The organism is Streptomyces megasporus (genome assembly GCF_000718985.1).
In the GTDB taxonomy this organism is placed as follows: Bacteria; Actinomycetota; Actinomycetes; order Streptomycetales; family Streptomycetaceae; genus Streptomyces; species Streptomyces megasporus.
Genome location: NZ_JODL01000009.1, coordinates 114,389 through 130,976, shown reverse-complemented (window position 1 = coordinate 130,976; position 16,588 = coordinate 114,389). Strand labels below are relative to the sequence as shown.

Below are 16,588 nucleotides of genomic sequence, written 5' to 3'. Positions count from 1 at the left end.
GCGAGCAGACGCCGTCGCGTCGTACGCCGCGGCGGCATTCCGCTCGGGCCGTGGTTGTGTCCTGCCGTCATCGCCGCTCTCTCGTGGGGGTCAGTCGACGACGGGAGGAGCGATGCCGTTCCGCCCCGTCGCCCATGTCTCTTCGTCCTCGGTCAGGTAGTCCGGCCGACGGGACTCCTCCCGGGACTGCTCCCGGGGGTTCGCGGTTCCCGGGCGGGGCACCATGCCGGCCTGGTTGCCGCCGGCGGCGCCCTTCGTCAACCCGGTGCCGCCGGGTGTGAACGGGCGGGACGCCGCTCCCACCGCGGGAGTGCTCCCGGGCGCACCGACCACGCCACCGGGCGTCGACGCCAACCTCCGACCGGAGGAGGCGCCGCCTGTGCCGGTTCCGGTGCCGATCGCGCCCGCACCCGCACCCGTGGCGCCCACGGGCGGACGGGCCATCGCGCCGTGCTCCGCCCCGATCACCGTCCCCCGCGGAATGCGCGGGCTGTTGGTGGTCGCGCTCTGCTGCGGGGTGCCGCCGATGATGCCGTTGCCCTGACCGACGGGGGGCGCCGTCGCGGAGGGAGCCTTGCCGACGGGACCGGCTCCGGGGCCGCCCGTGACGGGACGGGCCATCCCGTTGTTCGCCCCGTTCGCCGGAGGAACGGCGGATGCGCCGCCGGGACGTCCCACACCGCCCTCGCGCGCCATCGGCCCCGGCGCCGTGGCCCTGGGAGGCGCGCCCACCCGGTTTTTCCCCATCCCGTTGTAGGTCGGCACAGGGCCCGCCACCGGGGCGGGGGCGGTGGGGCCGGGACCGCTCTGCGTGGGGAGCTGGGCGCGCGGCGCGGAGTCGGCGGACGGTGCCAGAGGAGGAGCGACGCTGTTGAGGTCGGTCCGCACGTCCCGCTCGGGCCCGATCCTGCCGTCGGGGACGATTGGAGCGTTCCGGACGACCTCGGGCTGCGAACCGTCCACTCTCCCCTCTCGGTCCACACTCTGCGGCAGCGGCTCCACCGTCACGTGCCTTTCGGCCGTGTCGGAGGGCCTCTTCGAGGGATAGGACGGAGGTTCGGTGTCCTTGATCGGTGCCGGCGGCATGCCGATGTTCGGCATCGGCCCGAATCTCGGTTCCTCCAGGCCCTGCATGTTCTCGTGCGAGACCTTGTAGTAGGAGGCCAGGCGGTTCATCTGGTTGATGGCCTCCTGGCGGTGCTCCTCCTTCTGCTTCGCCAGCTTGTACTTCTCGTTGGTCTCGACCCGCTCGTCGGCCGGGATGGCGTCCAGCCGCGGAGCGGCGGCGGTGGCGGCGTCGACGTCGGGCATGGCCTCCTTGACGTTGCGGAGGCCGACGCCGGCCGCTTTCAGTTGGTACCCCGCCTGCTTGGCGAAGTCGGCCAGGACGAGGGTGTTCTTGCTGAGTTCACGCCCCCACTCGCGGAAGCTGTCGCCGAACTCGCCTTCCCAGTCGACCTTGTCGATGCGCTTGCCGAGTTCGTCGCCGATCTCCTTGATCTCCCTGGCGGCGTCCCAGATGTCGTCGCCGGAGGTCACCAGGTCGTCGGGGTTGGCGTTCTCGACCAGCGCGAGCATCTCCTCGAGGTCCTTGTCCTCGAAGTTCGTGGAGCCCATGACGCCGGTGCGCAGGGACTCCCCGAGGCCGAACGGGAGGAACATCCCCTTCCGCCTCAGGTCCGTGAAGATCAGTTGAGGATCGACAATCGGATCCTCCGGCAGTTCCTGCTGGTCGTCGCTCATGGCGTTCCACCTCCCCCCGTCAGTAGGTGACCTCGGTGTCCTTGGCCGGCTGCTTCGGTTTCTCGGTCTGCCGCTGTTCCTGCTGGAACTCGTACGCCTGGCCCTGGAGGTTCCAGAAGCGCCGCTTCAGGTCGTCCTCCAGATTGCCGAAACCGACGTCCGCGCCGTGGACGGCGATGTTCATGGCCTCGATCTGGGCGCCGAACACCTTCGAGAGGGCGGTCAGTTGGGCGTGCACCCGGTTGTACTGCAGGTAGAGGCCGTCGGCCTCGGCGAACTGTCCTCCGAAGGAGGCCCGGTTGACCTCTTGACGCTTGATGTTGGACGGGGCGGCCTTGGACTTCTCCAGTCGGGTGAGGATGTCGTCGACCCGCTTCTTGAAGTCCTTGAGAGCCTCGAGTTCGCCCTTGAGTCCTTCGGCCGGCACCCCCATCAGGTTCCCCCTCCACCCGTTGACCGCGCACACATCCGGTCCTGTGCTCTCCTCACTGTAGCCACCGCCTCTGACAGTTCCAACGGCGAATCGGAGCCGGAGAGTTGACACGAGGGCCGGGCGGTGCGCCCGGAGTCACGGCGAGATCTCCGTGTCAACCCGTCCCCTGCAACAGGAGTGCACCATCCTGCCGCCGAACCGGCGGTGGCACGCGTTCCGCGGCCCGAACGAGGCGTTCCACCGGCACTCCTCGGCCGATGTGAGGATTCCGTGAACATCCGGGGATCACTCGATCGAGCGTGTCCTCGCGGCGGGTGCGGAGCCCTGTTCCGTGGCGCGACGGCGCCGCCAGTCCCGGTGGACGAGGGAACCGCCGGCGATCACCGACACCACGACGGCGCCCCCGATCACCACGTACGTGCCGAGGCGTTCGTTGCGCTCCTGGGTGGTCTCGCCGAGGTGCAGCTTCGCCGGGGTGGGCGGATCGCCCCCGTCCACTCCCTCGCGCGCCACCGGTTCCTCGATCCGCTTGTCGTCCTCGGTGAGGGCGCGGACGGGGTCGATGACGCCCCAGCCGACGTGGCGGTCGCGTCCGGGGACGGAGCGCTCGGCGGTCTGCATGAGCTGGGCGGCGACGTTGTGGGGCTTCCAGTCCGGGTGCTTGGCCACGAGCAGCGCCGCGATGCCCGCGACGTACGGCGCCGAGAAGCTGGTGCCGTTGTCCGCGCAGTGACCGCCCTTGGGAACCGTGGAGATCATGTCGACGCCGGGGGCGGCGATGTCCACGAAGTCGCCGGACTGGGAGAAGGGGGCCCGTTCGTTGTTGCGGTCGGAGGAGGCGACGGCGATGACGCCCTCATAGGAGGCCGGGTAGGTCTTCTTGACGTTGCCGCCCAGGCCGTCGTTGCCCGCCGAGGCGACGACGACCACCCCGGCGGCCAGCGCCTTGTCCACCGACTCCTTGAGGGCAGGTCCGGGCTCGGCGGCGCCGGCGGTGTCCTGCGAGATGTTGATGACGTGGGCTCCCACGCTCACGGCGTGGTCGATGGCCTTGGCCAGGGTCTCCGCCTTGCCGTTGCCTTCCGCGTCGTTCTGCTGGATCGGGATGATGGTGGCCTCGGGCGCCAGGCCGACGAAGCCGGTGTTCTCGGCCGGACGCGCCGCGATGATGCCCGCCACCTTGGTGCCGTGGCCGACGGTGTCCTCGGTGCCGTCCGCCGCGAGGGGCTTGGGCGTGTTGCCGTACTCGTCCTTCTTGGGCGGCGGCAGGTAGCTCTTGCCGAGCTCGGCCTCGACCGCGTCCTTGAGCTGTGGGTGGTCGTCGTCCACGCCGGTGTCGATGACCGCGACCTTCACGCCCTTGCCCTTGGTGTGCTCCCACAACTCCTCCAGGAGCACCCTTTTGAGTGACCACGGACGTCCCTCGAAGGGCTCGGCGGGGAAGGTGCACTGCCCCGCGTCGGCCGCGGCCGGCGGTGCCCAGGCCACGGGCAGCCCGACGGCGGTGAGGGCCACGGCCGCGGGGAGCGCCGTCCATCTGCGGCACCTGTCCCGGAGCGTGCCCCCGGCGCGCCGCCGCCCGGTGGTCCCGGTGGTGCTGGCTTTCATCGCGTGCGCCTCCCCTGGGTCAGGAGCCCTGCGGCTGCCGCGCCGCGCTCGTGCTCAACCGCGGTCCGGTCGGGAGGAAGCTCGACCAGGTGAGGGGCACCGGCACGGGCCGGACCTCGCCGTAGCCGAGCATGATCTGCGCCTGGTTGCCCTCCTGGACGGCCTCCCGCGGGTCCTTCTTCTTGCCGTCCGTCCCGATCTCGGACTCGTCCTGGCCGCTGTCGGTGTTCGCCTGCACCGCGTAGCGCAGTCCGGTGTCGGTCACCAGGAAGACGCCTCCGGTGGCGGTGTCCCGGCCCTGGACCTGGCGGAAGAGCAGCCCCGAGCCGGGGGTGACGTACGCGTTGGTGGCACTGCCGGCGAGGGTGGCGGGGTAGTTCTCACCGGCCCAGGTGCTGAGCGTGGTGGTGCCCCGCTTCTCGTCCACGTCGCGCAGCACGTTGCACAGGGTGTCCCGGTCGCCGTCGGACAGGTTGACCGTCCTGGCCTTCTCCTCGGGCCACTTCAGGCTGCTCCCGTAGAAGGTGCCGTCGGACCGGATGGCTCCCGCGCTGACGTCCCGCGCCTTCCCCTGCTGGCCGAGCACGGTGGCGTCCGGGCTGTTCAGCAGCAGGGCGGCCATGAAGTCGGTGATCGGCCGGACCGCTCCCTCCATCACCACGTAGTGCTGGTATCCGGCGCCGGCGGGGGCGCGCAGCACCATGCCGATCCGGTTGGTCTCGGCGTCCAGGTTGCCGGGAGCCCCGGCCGGGTCCCCGATGCCGTCGAACGCCTCGGGGAAGTCGATCGGGCTGCCCGCATCCAGGGTCTGCAGCCAGTCCTTGGTGACGTCCTGCGGCTCGGTGATGCCCACGACGGTGTGCAGCAACGCCTCGTTGGCGGCGATCCGGTAGGCGGTGCCCTTCTTGTCGACGATGTAGAGCTTGCCGTCGGCCCTGACGTACATCACCTCGCCGCCGCGCAGTCGGTTCTTCCCCTCGACCTTGTCCTTCTCCCGGTCGGCGAGGACGAAGACGGCCTTCTGCACGCCGCCGTCGCCGGGCCGGGTGCACACCGCCCAGCGCTTCTCCTTCCCCGCCTCCTCCTTCTCGGGCAGCCGGTCCGGGGCGTAGGGGATGCCGATGGTGGCGCCGTGGGGGATCTTCCCGCTGTCGAGGACCTTCTCGTCGACCTCGACGATTCCGAACTTCTGCGGGTCCAGGAGGAGTTTGGCGGAGGCCAGGTTGAGCACCGGGTGGAGTTGCTTCTTGCCCTTGGTCTCCAGGACGACGTAGCGGGTGGTGGACTTGCTGCCGATGATGACCTTCTCGGCGGGGTTGTCCCAGCCGTTGGGCGCTTTCGGCTTGAACATGCCCCAGGCTCCGAAGCCCGCCAGGATCACGACTCCGACGACCATTCCGGGCAGCACGGCCCGCAGCGGACGCGGGGCCCCCTCCTCCGTCCCGGTCGGCGAGGGTTGCAGGAATGCCGATACCAACCGCTTCTTCGCGAAGGTGTAGGCGTTGAGCTCGTCCCGCCGTGATGCCATGTCTGGATGCTTCTCCCCATTGGTCGGCCCGGCGTCCCCGGGAACCTGGAGCACCGCCACTGATGCCGATTGTCGGACCGGCCCCTACTATGCCCGTTGGCGCTCGTCCTCCGCTGCTCCGGTAGGGTGATCGCCCGACCAACGCCCTTGAGAGCCGGGGCGATTACGGACACAAGGGGATTTTCAGGGGATGGGGACCGCCACGCGGGCCCGGACCACCACGTCCGCGCCCGACAATCCGGCGCCGGACGGCGTACGTCCCGCGCCCTCCCGGTCACGGTCGGCGCGTACGGCCGCGCCGCGCGCGGAGGCCCGCCACCGAGGCCTGGGGCCGTTCCGGCTGCGGCAGTTCGTCGTATTCGAGGTGGCCGCCGCGGGTGTGGTGGGAGCCGCCGCCGTCGACCGGGTCCTGGTGATCCCGGCGGCCGTGGTCGCCGTCCTCCTGGTGCTGGTCTCGGTGGTGCGCCGGCGCGGCCGGCCGCTTCCCGAGTGGCTGGGCACGGTCATGGCGCTGCGCCGCCGCAGACGGCGGGCGGCCTCCGAGGTGCTGCCCCCGGACATCGATCCCGGTCTCGCCCCGGCCGTCGAGTGCGAGCCGGCCCTGCGCAGCGTGTCGTACACCGACCGGGAGCGACGCGGCATCGGCATGGTCGGGGACGGCACCTTCCTGACCGCCGTGCTGCGCGTCGAGCCGAGGCCCGCCGCCCTGCGCACCGGCCCCGCGGAGCGTCCGCTGCCGTTGCGTCTGCTGTGCGACGCCCTGGAGGTGGACGGCATCCGGCTGGAGTCGGTGCAGGCGGTGCAGTACACCCAGCCCGCGCCCGCCCCGCACCTGCCCGCGCAGTCGATGGCCGCCACGAGTTACGGCCCCCTGCAGGCCGCGTCCGGAGCTCCGGCCGTACGGCTGAACTGGGTCGCGCTCAAGTTGGACCCCGAGTTGTGCCGGGAGGCGGTCCGGGCGCGCGGCGGTGGTGTCGAGGGCGCGCAGCGGTGTCTGGTGCGGGCGGCGGACCACCTGGCGAGCCGGCTGGCCGGGACGGGATTCCGGGCGACGCTGCTGTCCGAGCAGGAGTTGGTCACGGCGCTCGCGACCTCGGCCGGCGCCAGCCCCATGGCCACCGCGCGGGCCGGGCGTCCCGATTCCTCGCCCGCGCGGCGCACCGAGGAGAAGGCGCGCGCCTGGCGGTGCGACGACCGCTGGCACACCACGTACGGGGTGTCCCGCTGGCCCGAGTTCGGGCCGGGTGCCGCCGCGCTGCCGTCCTTGGTGGCCCGGCTGACGGACCTGCGCGCGTTGGCCACGACGTTCAGTCTGACCCTGAGCCCGGGCGAGAACCGTTCCGTGGCGCTGCGCGGCCACGTGCGGATCACCGCGCGCAGCGACGGCGAACTGGTCGCCGCCCGACACACGTTGGAGCACCTGTCGCGCGAGGGCCGGGTCGGACTCGTCCGGCTGGATCGCGAGCAGGTGCCCGGAGTGCTGGCCACGCTGCCGCTTGGAGGGACGCGCTGATGCCCGGTTCCACCTCCGCACGCACCGCCCCGCGCCTCCGGCCGGGGTTCGGGCTGCGCGGGCCCCGGACGCCCCGTCACGTGCTCTCCGTCGAGCACCTGGACGCGCTCGCCCTGCCCGTCGGGGACGACGGCGTGGTCGCCGGCGTGGACGTCCAGGAGCGCCCGGCCGTGCTCGGGCTCCACCATCCGGTGCCGTACGACGTCGTGTTGGTCGGCGGTCTGTGGACGGCCCAGGTGTTGGCGCTGCGTGCGGCGGGCACCGGGGCGCGGGTGGCCGTCGAGACCGGCCGTCCGCAGGTGTGGACGAACCTGGCCCGGGCCGCGGGCGGCGACCAGCAGTGCATGACGCTCCACGACGTCGGCCGGGTGCCGCCGTTGGGCGCCACGGCCGTCTCGCCCGTGGTGGTGATCCGGGACTGTGGCATGAAGCCGCCGCGCGGCCGGGTCTCCTCCGGTCCCTGGCAGTCGGTGCTGACCCTGCTGCCCTATCTGAGTCCGGCGGCCCCCCGGCTGCTCCGGGGGGCCTCGCTCGCCGGCGTCCAGCAGGTCTCCCCGGAGGAGGCGCGGCAGGTCGGCCGGATCCTTTCCCTCAGCCCGCAGGAGACGGAGGCGCTGTCCACCCTCGCCGACGGCGTGACGCTGTGGTGCGCGGGACAGGACCGGCAGTTCGTGCTGACCCGGCCCACCGACGCGGAGCTGGGACTGCTGGGCGCGGCCCGACGGCTGGACTGATCGACGTCGCGTTCCGCCCCAACCGGTCGCCGTCACCGGTCCGTTGTCCGAGTGGGACGGGACCGGCATCCCTCATCCGCGCCCTTGGCGATTAGGGTGGGCGTGCGCGCGGCAGGACAGTCCGAGGGAACCGGCCGGAGGCCGTGGCGGCGGAGGGAGCCGGTCGCCGACGCCGGACGGTCCACGCGGCCCGACCGGGGTGCTCGACCAGATCAGCAGGAGGCATTGTGAACAGCGACCGGGACGAGATCCGCGTCGACGGGATCGCACCCGGCGACGACCTGCCCGAGGACGACACCGAGACCACGGGCGAGTTCACCATCGACTACACACCGCCTGCCTGGTACACGCGGAACGCCGATTCCGCGGCGCAGTCGTCGCAGTCGTCGACGGCCGCGAGCGGGACGCCCGGCGGGGCCGACACGGGCGCGGGCGCCGCGCCGCCCGCGTTTCCCCCGCCACCGCCACCGCCGGTGCCCACGCCGTCGCCCGAGGCTCCGACCGGGGACGACCGCGGGGAACAGGCCGGGGGCGGGGATCTCGACAGCGGCGCCACCATGCGCTTCTCCGCCGCCGCGCTGCGCCGGGAGATCGCCGAGCTGAGGGCCGCGGCGGAATCGTCGGCGGGGTCGTCTGGGAGCGGGAGCGGCGTCTCGGAGAGCACGGACGGTGGATCGCCCGACACCTCCCGGCCCGCCCCCGCGCCGTCGAACGCGCCGGACGGCGTCTCGGACGGCGTCTCGGAGGGAGCCTCGGACAGCACGCCGGACAGCGCGTCGGAGGAACCCTCGGAGTCGTCCTCGCTCCTCGGGAACGGCTCCGAGGAGACCGGTGGGAGCGGTGAGTCCGAGGCGGTCACCGGTGCCGAGGGCGACGGGTCGGGGAGTTTCGGGACGCCCGCTCCGGCCGCGTCCGCCCCCGCGCCGCAGGCTCAGCCCCAGCCCCAGCCTTCGGCCGCCCCGCAGCCGCCCGCGCAACCCCAGGGCGAGACGCCCGTGCCGCCCGCTCCTCAGCCGCAGGCGTGGCAGCCCCCGCCGGAGGCCGGCGCCCCCGCGGGGTTGCCGCCGCTGCCGCCGCACTTCCGCCCCGCCACGCCCCCGGCCGGGACGCCCGCTCCGGCCGCGCACTGGTCCGCCGCTCCGGAGCAGCCTCCGGTCGCACCCGATTCCGCCGCGTCCCAGGGTGGTTACGGTTTCCCGCAGCCGCCCGCGCAACCTCAGAGCGGACCGTCCCAACCCCTGCCCCCGGCCGCACCCACCCCCAACCCCGCCGCGCCCCAAGGCGGTTACGGCTTCCCCCACGGACAGCCCCCCGCACAGCCGCAGGACCCGCGCAGCGGCACCTCCTGGCCCGCCGACCCGCGGCAACAGCCGACGGCGCAGCCCGGCACGCTGGGGTACACCGCGTCGGTCGAGCTGTCCTCCGACCGCCTGCTGAACCAGAAGAAGAAGCCGCGTCCGCAGAGCAGCCGCGGCGGCGGTTCCCGGTTCCGCATCGGTGCCAAGAGGGAGGAGGCCGAGCGGCAGCGCAAGCTCGACCTCATCCGCACGCCCGTGCTGTCCTGCTACCGCATCGCGGTGATCAGCCTCAAGGGCGGTGTCGGCAAGACGACGACCACCACGGCGCTCGGCTCGACGCTCGCCAGCGAGCGGCAGGACAAGGTCATCGCGATCGACGCCAACCCGGACGCGGGCACGCTGGGACGCCGGGTGCGGCGCGAGACGGGTGCGACGATCCGCGACCTGGTGACGGCGATCCCGTACCTCCACAGCTACATGGACATCCGTCGGTTCACCTCGCAGGCGCCCTCCGGTCTGGAGATCCTCGCCAACGACGTGGACCCGGAGATCTCCACGACCTTCGACGACGAGGACTACCGCCGCGTCATCGACGTGCTGGGCAAGCAGTACCCGATCATCCTCACCGACTCGGGCACCGGTCTGCTCTACAGCGCGATGCGCGGGGTCCTCGACCTCGCCGACCAACTGATCGTCATCTCCACCCCGTCCGTGGACGGCGCCAGCAGCGCCAGCACCACATTGGACTGGCTCTCCGCCCACGGCTACGGCGCTCTGGTGCAGCGCAGCATCACGGTCATCTCCGGGGTCCGCGAGACCGGAAAGATGATCAAGGTGGACGACATCGTGGCGCACTTCAAGACCCGCTGCCGCGACGTGGTGGTCGTCCCCTTCGACGAGCACCTGGCGGCGGGCGCCGAGTTGGACCTGGACATGATGCGCCCCAAGACGCGCGAGGCGTACTTCAACCTCGCCGCGCTGATCGCCGAGGACTTCGCCCGCCACCAGCAGGAGCAGGGCCTGTGGTCGCCCGGCGGCAACCCGCCGCACGTGGCGCCCCCGATGCCCGGACAGCCCCAGCCCGGTCAGCCGTACGCCCAGCCCCAGCCTCAGCCCGGCCAACCGTACGCGCAGCCCCACCCCGGCGGTGCCGCGCCGCAGGCTCCGTACCCGCCGCAGCCCGGGCAGCCCTATCCGGCCCCGCCTCAGCCCCCCGGGCAGCCCGGCCATCCCGGTCAACCCGGCCCGCAGCAGGGCTGGCAGCCCGGTACGGCGGCTCCTCCCCCGCCCGGCCAACAGTGGCAGCAGCCGCAGCCGCCGGAGCAGTGACGGCCCCGATCGATCCCCCGATCGATCGCCGCTGAACACGAGACGGCCCGCCGTTCCCGGTCACGTGCCGGGACGGCGGGCCGTCTCACGTTTCCCTGCCGCCGGGACTCAGCCCAGCAGTTCCTTCGTCACCCGCACGTCCTCGGCCATGCGCGCCAGCAGTTCGTCCAGCGTGGCGAACTTCTCCTGACCACGGATGTAGGCCAGGAAGTCCACGGCGACGTGGAGCCCGTACAGCTCCAGGCCGACGCGGTCGATGGCGTACGCCTCCACCGTCCGCTCGGTTCCGTCGAACTGCGGATTGGTGCCGACGGAGATCGCGGCGGGCATCGACTCCCCCTCCACGACCAGCCATCCGGCGTAGACGCCGTCCGCGGGGATCGCGGTGTGCGGCAGGGTCTCGACGTTCGCCGTCGGGTAGCCCAACTCGCGCCCGCGCTGCGCGCCGCGCACGACCACGCCCTCCACCCGGTGCGGGCGGCCCAGTACCTCCGCCGCCCCGGCCACGTCGCCCTCGGCGACCAGACGGCGGGTGAGGGTGGAGGAGAACGGCTCTCCGCCGCCCGCCTCGCCGCGCACGAACAGGTCGACGACCATCACGTCGTAGTCGTATGTCCGGCCCAGTTCGGCCAGGGTCTCCACGGTGCCCGCGGCCCGGTGGCCGAAGCGGAAGTTGGGGCCCTCCACGACCGTGCGGGCGTGGAGTTTGTCGACCAGCACCTTCACCACGAACTCCGCCGGCGAGAGCCGGGAGAACTCCTCGGTGAAGGGAAGGATCAGCACCGCGTCCACACCGAGTTCGGCCATCAGCTCGGCGCGCCGGTGGTGCGGGGCGAGCAGCGGCGGGTGGCTGCCCGGACGCACCACCTCGCTCGGGTGCGGGTCGAAGGTGACGACGACGGCGGGCACGCCCAGTTCGCGGGCACGCTCGACCGTCCTGCCGATGATCAGCTGGTGCCCGCGGTGCACTCCGTCGTAGGAGCCGATGGTGACGACGCTGCGCCCCCAGTCCTCGGGGATGTCCTCCAAGCCACGCCAGCGCTGCACAGTGCCCGCTCCTCGCCGAAATACCAGTCGGAATTACCAGTCGGATGCTGCCGGTCCAAGAGTGCCATGGCGCCCCCGGTGCTTCGCACGGGCCCCGCGCCCGTCCGGGTCGGTCGGCCGGGTCGGGGCGGCGGGAGCGTCCACCGGGGGCGCTCGGACGCCGAACGCCCCTCGTGCGCGCCGTGATTCACTCCGAGCGCTCGGCCGGTCGGGTGATTCCGATCCCCTCCGTGGACAGGAAGAAGGTGCGCACAGGAGGGGATCGTGGGGCGGGCGCCGAAACGGGCGCCCGCCCCACGGTGCGCCGGCGGCGAGGCCGACGGACGATTCCACGCTCTCCGGACACAAGACACAAGGGAGCGCAAGAGGACACAAGGGGTGCTCAGGCGAACACCGCCAGGCTCTTGGCCCTGCCCTTGTGCTCCTCCACCAGCGCGACGAAACGGTCGCCGGGCCCGAAGGCGGCGACCGGTCCCGGCGCGACGGGCGGCATGGCGATCCGCGCGCCGTTCGCCAGGAGTCCGGCCTGCCGTTCGTCCACGTCCCAGCGGGGGAAGGCGGCGGCCACGGCCTCGCCCAGGGGCATGATCGTCAGCGTTTCCTGGTGCTGTTCCAGGGTTCGGGCCGCGTCCAGGCCGTAGGGGCCCACGCGGGTGCGGCGCAGCGCGGTGAGGTGGCCTCCGACGCCCAGGCCGGCGCCCAGGTCGCGGGCGAGCGCCCGGATGTAGGTGCCGGAGGAGCAGACGACCGAGACCAGCAGGTCCACCACGGGGGTGCCGTCCTCGGCGGTCTCCTCGCGCACGTCGTGCACGGTGAAGGAGGAGACGGTGACCGGCCTGGCGGCCAGCTCGACCTCCTCTCCCCCGCGCACCCGGGCGTACGCCCGTTTGCCGTCGACCTTGACGGCACTGACCTTGGACGGGACCTGGAGGATGTCGCCGGTCAGCTTGGCGACCTGTTCGTCGATCGCCTCGCGCGGGATGCCGACGGCCGGGGTGGAGGAGGTGATCTCACCCTCCGCGTCGTCGGTGACCGTGCTCTGCCCGAGCCGGATGGTTCCGACGTACTCCTTCTCGGTCAGCGCCAGGTGGCCGAGCAGCTTGGTCGCCCTCTCCAGGCCCAGGACGAGGACGCCGGTGGCCATCGGGTCCAGCGTCCCCGCGTGCCCGACCCGGCGGGTGCGGGCGATGCCGCGCATCTTGGCGACGACGTCATGGGAGGTGAACCCGGCGGGCTTGTCGACGATGACGAGCCCGCCGGGCCCCGGGGTGCCTGTACGTGCCACGGGTCAGGCGTCCTCGCCGTCCGTGTCGCCTTCCGACTCCTCGTCCTCCTGGACGGGCTTGCGGTACGGGTCCGCGTCGCCCGCGTAGGCGGCGCCCGAGGACGCCTGGCGCACCTGGGCGTCCGACGCCCTGGCCTTCGCCAGCAGGTCATCGATGGTCCGGGCGTTCTCCGGGAGCGCGTCCGGAACGAACGTCAGCGACGGCGTGAAGCGCACGCCGGTCTGCCGCCCGACCTCCGAGCGCAGGACTCCCTTGGCGCTCTCCAGCGCCGCGGCGGAGGAGGCCCGCTCCTCCTCGTCGCCGTAGACCGTGTAGAAGACGGTCGCCTCCCGCAGGTCTCCGGTGACCCGGGTGTCGGTGATCGTCACATAGCCGAGCCGCGGGTCCTTGATCCGCCGCTGGAGGGTCTCCGCGACCACGACCCGGATGCGGTCAGCGAGTTTGCGTGCCCGCGCGGTGTCGGTCATGTGTCTGCTTCTTTCTGTTTCGGATGCGTTCGTTCGGGTGCGCTCAGTCGTCCTCACCGTGGAACCGCCGCCGCACGGAGAGCAGTTCCACCTCCGGTCGCGCGGCCACCAGCCGCTCGCACCGGTCGAGCACGTCCGTGACGTGCCCGGCGTCCCCGGAGACCGTCGCCAGGCCGATCAGGGCCCTGCGATGGATGTTCTGTTCCCCGACCTCCGCGACGCTCACCGCGTACTTGCGCTGCAGCTCCGCGATGATCGGGCGGATGATCGACCGCTTCTCCTTCAACGACCGTACGTCGCCGAGCAGCAGGTCGAAGGAGAGTGTGCCTACGTACATGCGATGCGGGTCTTGGCCGACCCGTGAGGCCTCGGGAGGTGGAGTCCCGCCGACACCCGGCGGGACACGAGAACCGTACACGCATCGGTCCTCGTCGAGCGCGTGAATAACGGCCGGGAGCCTCCCGCCGGGGCGGGAGGCTCCGTGGCCGTCACCGGTGGGCCCACCGGTGGGTGTCAGACGCGGGGCTTCTCCCGCATCTCGTACGTCGCGATGACGTCGTCGACCTTGATGTCGTTGAAGTTTCCGAGGTTGATACCACCCTCGAAGCCCTCGCGGATCTCGGTGACGTCGTCCTTGAAGCGACGCAGGCCCTCGATGGTGAGGTTCTCCGCGATGACCTTGCCGTCGCGGATGACGCGCGCCTTGCTGTTCCGCTTGACCTCGCCGGAGCGGATGATGACACCCGCGATGTTGCCGAGCTTGGACGAGCGGAAGATCTCGCGGATCTCCGCGGTGCCCAGCTCGACCTCCTCGTACTCCGGCTTGAGCATGCCCTTGAGGGCCGCCTCGATCTCCTCGATCGCCTGGTAGATGACCGAGTAGTAGCGGACGTCCACGCCCTCGCGCTCGGCCTTCTGCGTGGCACGCCCCTCGGCGCGCACGTTGAAGCCGATGACGATGGCGTCGGAGCCGGTGGCCAGGTCGATGTCGGTCTCGGTGACCGCACCGACCCCGCGGTGCAGGATGCGCAGGTCGACGTCCTCGCCGACGTCGAGCTGGAGCAGCGAGGACTCCAGGGCCTCGACGGAACCGGACGCGTCGCCCTTGATGATGAGGTTGAGCTGACGCACCTCGCCCGCCTTGAGCACCTTGTCCAGGTCCTCGAGGGACACCCGGCGGGTGCGCTTGGCGAACGCGGCGTTCCGCTCGCGGGCGGCGCGCTTCTCGGCGATCTGACGGGCCGTGCGGTCCTCGTCGACCACCAGGAAGCTGTCGCCGGCGCCCGGGACGCTGGTCAGACCCAGCACCTGGACGGGGGTCGACGGACCCGCCACCTGGAGGTTCTCGCCGCGGTCGTCGAGCATCGCCCGGACTCGGCCGTACGCGTCGCCGACGACCATCGTGTCGCCGACGCGCAGCGTGCCGCGCTGGACGAGCACGGTGGCCACGGCGCCGCGACCGCGGTCGAGGTGGGCCTCGATCGCGATGCCCTGGGCGTCCTGGGCGGGGTTGGCCCGCAGGTCCAGGGCCGCGTCCGCGGTGAGGACCACGGCCTCCAGCAGCTCGTCGATGTGCAGCCCCTGCTTGGCGGAGATGTCGACGAACATGGTGTCGCCGCCGTACTCCTCCGCCACCAGGCCGTACTCGGTGAGCTGGCCGCGCACCTTGGTCGGGTCCGCGCCCTCGATGTCGACCTTGTTGACCGCGACCACGATCGGCACGTCGGCCGCCTTGGCGTGGTTCAGGGCCTCGACCGTCTGGGGCATCACACCGTCGTTGGCCGCCACCACCAGGATCGCGATGTCGGTCGACTTCGCACCGCGGGCACGCATGGCGGTGAACGCCTCGTGACCCGGGGTGTCGATGAAGGTGATCTTGCGGTCCTCGCCGTTGACCTCGGTGGTGACCTGGTAGGCGCCGATGTGCTGGGTGATGCCGCCGGCCTCGCCCTCACCGACGTTGGTCTTGCGGATCGCGTCCAGCAGGCGCGTCTTTCCGTGGTCGACGTGACCCATGACGGTCACCACCGGCGGACGCGGCACCAGGGCCTCGTCGCCGCCCTCGTTCTCGCCGAACTCGATGTCGAAGGACTCGAGCAGCTCGCGGTCCTCCTCCTCCGGGCTGACGATCTGGACGACGTAGTTCATCTCCTCGCCGAGGAGCTGAAGCGTCTCGTCGGAGACCGACTGGGTCGCGGTGACCATCTCGCCCAGGTTGAACATCACCTGGACCAGCGACGCCGGGTTGGCGTTGATCTTCTCCGCGAAGTCGGTGAGCGACGCACCGCGCGACAGCCGGACGGTCTCGCCCTTGCCGCGCGGCAGCATCACGCCGCCGATGGACGGGGCCTGCATGGCCTCGTACTCCTGGCGCCTCTGCCGCTTCGACTTGCGGCCACGGCGCGCCGGACCGCCGGGACGGCCGAAAGCGCCCTGGGTGCCGCCACGGCCGCCGGGGCCGCCGGGGCGACCGCCGAAACCGGGACGACCGGCGAAGCCACCGCCACCGCCGCCACCGGGACGACCGGCGAAGCCACCGCCGCCACCGCCGCCGGGACGACCGGCGCCGCCCGGACGGCCTCCGAAGCCGCCGGGACGACCGGCGCCGCCCGGACGGCCTCCGCCGCCGGGACCGCGGCCACCGGGACCCGGACGCGGGCCCGCGGCGGGACGCTGCGGCATCATGCCCGGGTTCGGACGGGGACCGCCCGGACGCGGGCCCGCCGCGCCGCCCTGCGGACGCGGCATGTTGCCGGGGCTGGGACGGGCGCCGCCGGGCGCCTGCGGACGCGGACCGGCCTGACCGGCGGCGCCGCCGCCGGGACGCGGGCCGCCCGGACGCGGGGCACCGCCCGGCCGGGGCGCCTGCGGGCGCGCCATGCCGGTGGAGCCGCCGGAGGTGAAGGGGTTGTTGCCCGGACGCGGTCCGGCCGGACGGGCGCCCGGCTTGGGGGCACCCGGACGGGGCGCGGACTGGCCGCGTCCGCCCTGGCCGGTCGGTGCCGGACGGGTGCCCGGCTTCGGGGCACCCGGGCGCGGGGAGCCGCCCGGGGCGGACGGCGGCGCGGTGAACTCGGGCTTCGCCGGGGCCGCGGGCTGCGCGGGACCCGGCTTGGCCGGGGTCGGCCGCTGCCCGGGAGTGGGGACGTTCCTCGGCCCGGGGGCCGGGACGTTCTTCGAGGGCGCGCTCTTGGCCGCGCCGGGCTTGGGGGCACCCGGCTTCGGGGCACCCGGCTTGGGTGCTGCGGCGCCCGGCTTCGGGGCGCCGGGCTTGGGGGGCGCCGCCTTGCGCGGCGCGGCAGGCTTGGCAGCGGACTTCTTGGCGCCCGCGGCGCCGTTGCCCGCGTTCAACGCATCGGTCAGTTTGCGTACGACCGGCGCCTCGATGGTCGAGGACGCCGAACGGACGAATTCACCGAGTTCTTGGAGCTTGGCCATGACGACCTTGCTTTCGACTCCAAGCTCCTTGGCGAGCTCGTATACCCGGACCTTAGCCACTTCGCTCCTTACGGTCCGGGGGGATCGTCCGCCGGACCTTCGCTACTGCATGGGCGTACTCATCGCGTACTCATCGAGTGCTCATCGCAATCTCGACCTACTTC

General features: G+C 72.4%; 12 protein-coding genes. 3 read left to right on the top strand and 9 right to left on the bottom strand.

Features of this window, described 5'->3' with window-relative positions; translation table 11 throughout:
• Positions 1-90: 90 nt before the first annotated feature.
• The 4 genes from IF47_RS27685 to eccB all read right to left on the bottom strand — a co-directional run bounded on the left by IF47_RS27685 (position 91) and on the right by eccB (position 5,312).
• The gene (locus tag IF47_RS27685; protein WP_037732362.1) at positions 91-1,743 is read right to left on the bottom strand and encodes a hypothetical protein; all 1,653 of its coding nucleotides are present in this window, start codon (positions 1,741-1,743) and stop codon (positions 91-93) included.
• A gap of 19 nt (positions 1,744-1,762) precedes the next feature.
• A complete protein-coding gene (locus tag IF47_RS0110750; RefSeq protein WP_037732373.1) occupies positions 1,763-2,176 on the bottom strand; it encodes a hypothetical protein in 414 nt (137 codons plus the stop codon).
• 285 nt (positions 2,177-2,461) lie between these two features.
• Complete coding sequence (gene mycP / locus IF47_RS0110745; RefSeq protein ID WP_031508373.1) at positions 2,462-3,784, bottom strand: type VII secretion-associated serine protease mycosin; 1,323 nt, start codon at positions 3,782-3,784, stop codon at positions 2,462-2,464.
• 19 nt (positions 3,785-3,803) lie between these two features.
• Positions 3,804-5,312: a type VII secretion protein EccB gene (eccB, locus tag IF47_RS0110740; protein WP_031508372.1), complete on the bottom strand. Its 1,509-nt coding sequence runs from the start codon at positions 5,310-5,312 to the stop codon at positions 3,804-3,806.
• Positions 5,313-5,502: 190 nt separating this feature from the next.
• On the opposite strand from eccB, the gene eccE reads away from it, so the two are divergent.
• The 3 genes from eccE to IF47_RS0110725 all read left to right on the top strand — a co-directional run bounded on the left by eccE (position 5,503) and on the right by IF47_RS0110725 (position 10,186).
• Positions 5,503-6,825: a type VII secretion protein EccE gene (gene eccE, locus IF47_RS0110735; protein ID WP_031508370.1), complete on the top strand. Its 1,323-nt coding sequence runs from the start codon at positions 5,503-5,505 to the stop codon at positions 6,823-6,825.
• On the top strand, positions 6,825-7,559 hold the full coding sequence (locus IF47_RS0110730) for a hypothetical protein (RefSeq protein ID WP_051717405.1): 735 nt from the start codon (positions 6,825-6,827) through the stop codon (positions 7,557-7,559). The genes eccE and IF47_RS0110730 overlap by 1 nt, the downstream gene beginning before the upstream one ends.
• A gap of 227 nt (positions 7,560-7,786) precedes the next feature.
• Entirely contained in the window at positions 7,787-10,186 is a 2,400-nt protein-coding gene (locus IF47_RS0110725; protein WP_031508366.1) for an SCO5717 family growth-regulating ATPase, read from the top strand.
• A gap of 108 nt (positions 10,187-10,294) precedes the next feature.
• Here IF47_RS0110725 and IF47_RS0110720 read toward each other — a convergent pair whose 3' ends face one another.
• From IF47_RS0110720 to infB, 5 genes are all read right to left on the bottom strand, one after another.
• A complete protein-coding gene (locus tag IF47_RS0110720; RefSeq protein ID WP_031508365.1) occupies positions 10,295-11,233 on the bottom strand; it encodes a bifunctional riboflavin kinase/FAD synthetase in 939 nt (312 codons plus the stop codon).
• 382 nt (positions 11,234-11,615) lie between these two features.
• Positions 11,616-12,518 (bottom strand): tRNA pseudouridine(55) synthase TruB, encoded by a 903-nt coding sequence (truB, locus tag IF47_RS0110715; protein ID WP_031508364.1) that lies wholly within the window; start codon positions 12,516-12,518, stop codon positions 11,616-11,618.
• A gap of 3 nt (positions 12,519-12,521) precedes the next feature.
• Positions 12,522-12,986 carry a 30S ribosome-binding factor RbfA gene (rbfA, locus tag IF47_RS0110710; protein WP_031508363.1) on the bottom strand — a complete coding sequence of 155 codons (465 nt, stop codon included), beginning with the start codon at positions 12,984-12,986 and terminating at the stop codon, positions 12,522-12,524.
• A 43-nt stretch (positions 12,987-13,029) separates the two neighbouring features.
• On the bottom strand, positions 13,030-13,323 hold the full coding sequence (locus IF47_RS0110705; RefSeq protein ID WP_031508362.1) for a DUF503 domain-containing protein: 294 nt from the start codon (positions 13,321-13,323) through the stop codon (positions 13,030-13,032).
• 176 nt (positions 13,324-13,499) lie between these two features.
• Complete coding sequence (gene infB / locus IF47_RS0110700) at positions 13,500-16,484, bottom strand: translation initiation factor IF-2 (protein ID WP_031508361.1); 2,985 nt, start codon at positions 16,482-16,484, stop codon at positions 13,500-13,502.
• Positions 16,485-16,588: the final 104 nt, after the last annotated feature.

Bases quoted from the DNA above. Each gene is read 5' to 3' on its own strand.
- mycP (WP_031508373.1), bottom strand. From the start codon at position 3,784: ATGAAAGCCAGCACCACCGGGACCACCGGGCGGCGGCGCGCCGGGGGC.
- IF47_RS27685 (WP_037732362.1), bottom strand. From the start codon at position 1,743: ATGAGCGACGACCAGCAGGAACTGCCGGAGGATCCGATTGTCGATCCT.
- eccB (WP_031508372.1), bottom strand. From the start codon at position 5,312: ATGGCATCACGGCGGGACGAGCTCAACGCCTACACCTTCGCGAAGAAG.
- eccE (WP_031508370.1), top strand. From the start codon at position 5,503: ATGGGGACCGCCACGCGGGCCCGGACCACCACGTCCGCGCCCGACAAT.
- IF47_RS0110730 (WP_051717405.1), top strand. From the start codon at position 6,825: ATGCCCGGTTCCACCTCCGCACGCACCGCCCCGCGCCTCCGGCCGGGG.
- IF47_RS0110750 (WP_037732373.1), bottom strand. From the start codon at position 2,176: ATGGGGGTGCCGGCCGAAGGACTCAAGGGCGAACTCGAGGCTCTCAAG.
- IF47_RS0110705 (WP_031508362.1), bottom strand. From the start codon at position 13,323: ATGTACGTAGGCACACTCTCCTTCGACCTGCTGCTCGGCGACGTACGG.
- rbfA (WP_031508363.1), bottom strand. From the start codon at position 12,986: ATGACCGACACCGCGCGGGCACGCAAACTCGCTGACCGCATCCGGGTC.